Source organism: Actinomycetota bacterium (assembly GCA_005888325.1).
Lineage (GTDB): Bacteria > Actinomycetota > Acidimicrobiia > Acidimicrobiales > AC-14 > AC-14.
In genome coordinates, this window is the sequence record VAWU01000096.1 from 1 (window position 1) to 2764 (window position 2764).

At 69.2% G+C, this 2764-nt stretch carries 1 protein-coding gene; it reads left to right on the forward strand.

The genetic code is table 11. The annotated features are described in order from the left end of the window. Positions 1 to 2764 (forward strand): glycosyltransferase (locus E6G06_22375; protein TML84801.1); only part of this gene is annotated, 2764 nt, incomplete at both ends.

Here is a 2764-nt window from a genome sequence, read left to right on the forward strand (position 1 = left end):
GTGATCGCCGCGCCATTCGACACCCCCGGGGTCGCCGGTACCGAGGAGCTCGTACGGCGGTTCATCCTGCTCGCGACCGGTCAGCCACAGGTGCAGCTGGAGGAGCATCGCGAGCACGGCCTTCCCGAGCTCGACCCGACGGCGGAGCGGCTGCAGAGCTCGGGCTACCGGGTGCGCACGACCGGCAACGGGAACCTGCACGACTGGGTCACCATGATGGTGGTCAAGCACCAGCTGGCGGCTCGCCCTGCGCTCGGGCCGCTCGACGGTGGCTACGACGTGCTCTACAACTCGCTGTTCGCGGGCCGCGAGCGGGTGGCGCCGTTTTATCGACATCTGATCGCCGGCCGGCGCGACGACGACCCCGAGCTGGGCGTCGACATCGGGTTGATCGAGGGCACGCCGCCCGACATCTCCGCCATCCTGGCCGTCTGCGCAGCGGCGAACGTGGCCGAGGCGGTGCGTCAGGACACGGTGCCCAAGCTCGACGGGCTCGATCGACAGGTGCGGTCGAAGCTCGACCAGATGGAGTCGACGCTCGAGCTGCTGGAGGGCCAGCTCGCGGCGTTGCGCGACACCGACGCCAAGCTCGATCGCCTGCTCGATCTCTTGCGCCACCCCGTACGGAACGTCGGAGCGGCCGCGAGGCGCCGGATCTCCGAGTAGGTCGCTCCCCGCGTGCGCGTCGTCGTCGTCTCGGCCCACTACCCTCCAAACTTCGTCAGCGGAGGAACCGTGGCCGGCGGGAACGTGGGCACGACGTGAGCGTGTATGCGGGTCGGCTCGACGCGGGCCGGACGCCGCTCTCGACCTGGGAGGAGATCGACGAGGTCGGCCTCGCCGTCAGGTGGATCGTCACAACCGACGCGATCGACTGGTCGAGCACACGGAACTACGACAACCCGCCGGTCACCGCGGACTTCTCCGCCTATCTCCGCCGCGAGCGGCCCGACGTGGTGCACCTGCACACCCTTCAGTCGCTGGGGGCCGGGTTGGTGGGTGCATCGGCCGAAGGCGGGGCCAGGGTCGTCCTCACGATGCACGACTTCTGGTGGTTCTGCGCCCGGCAGTTCCTCGTCGAACACGACCTGCGGCCGTGCTCGCTCGTCGTCGACGCAGGCGTGTGCGAATGTCAGGTCGATCGCCCGTGGTTGGACGCGCGCACGAGGTTTCTGCGTGCACAGCTCGGCCATGTCGACGTCGTGCTTGCTCCCTCGAGCAGCGCGGCGCGCGTGTTCGCGGCCAACGGTGTGCCGGTCACCCGTCTGAAGGTCGACGAGAACGGGCTGCCAGAAGCCGAGGCGTCGGCGCGGGCACAGCGACCGGGTCGCCGAACGCGTGCGCACGGACCGGTACGGTTTCTCTACGCCGGCGGTTCGAATCCGATGAAGGGCGTGCAGGACCTCTTTGCCGCGGCACGCCATCTCACCGACCGCGCCGGCTGGCATCTCCGTGCCTACGGCACCGAAGAGCACGTCGCGGCCACGGGTGAGGAGGTCGACGCCCGTTCCATCGACGTGCTGGCAAGCTTCGACCCCGCGGAGCTCGACGACGTTCTGGCCGAAAGCGACGTGCTCGTGGTGCCGTCGGTCATGCGCGAGTCCCATTCGATCATCACGCGAGAAGCGCTGGTACGAGGCCTCGCGGTGGTCTGCACCGACAGTCTGGGCCCTGAGGAGGTCGTGGAGCACGGACGCAACGGCCTGGTCGTCCCCACGGGCGCGCCCCTCGCGCTGAGCCGCGCCATGCGCCGGCTGATCGACGAGCCGGCGCTGCTCGATCGCCTGCAGGCGGCGGCGCCGTCGGTGGCGGTGCGGCCGCTCTCCACCCAGCTCGACACCGCCGAAGAGGTTTATTCGTCGCCGTCGCGCGAAAGAGAAGTGACCCAGGTCCGGCGGGTGCTCTTCGTGAGCGGTATCGAAGGAGCACCGCTCCGTTACCGCGTCCGCTTGCCGGCCGAAGCGCTCGAGCTCCTCGGCGTCGAGAGCGAGGTGCGCCACTACCGCGACCCGGGGCTCGACCAGATCGCGGCCCGGGTGGATGCGGTCGTGATCTACCGCGTTCCGGCCACACCGCAGATCCTTGCGCTCATCGACGCGACGAGAGCAAAGGGAACGCCGGTGCTCTTCGACGTCGACGACCTCATCTTCGATCCGTCGGTCGCCGACTCGATCCCCGCGCTCAAGCTGCTGCCGCCCGACGAGGCAGAGCTGTGGATGCAGGGAGTGCATCGTTACCGGACGACGCTCGAGGCCTGCGACGTGTTCATCGGCAGCACGCGTGCACTCGTCGACCATGCCGAGCGGGTGACCGGACTGCCGGCGGAGCGCTACCCGAACGGCGTGGGCATCGTGCTGGCGCGGCTTTCCGACGAGGCGCTCCGTCGGCCCCGAGCCCCTGGAGGGTTACGAATCGGCTACCTGAGTGGAACCACGACCCACGACCACGACTGGCTGCACATCGAGCCGACAGTGCTCGCCGTGCTTCGTCGTCGACCCGACGTGGAGCTCTGGCTCGGCGGCCACGTCTCGCCGTCGACTGCTCTGCAGGATCTCGGCGATCAGGTGAGGCGGATTCAGATGCTGCCCTGGACGGAGTTGCCGGGCGTGCTCCGTGACCTCGACGTCAACCTGGCCCCGCTCGAGCCGGGAAGCATCTTCAACGAGGCGAAGAGCGCGATCAAGTGGCTCGAGGCAGCGCTCACCGCCACTCCGACGATCGCGAGCCCGACCGAGCCCTTCCGCGAGGTGATCGCCGACGAGCG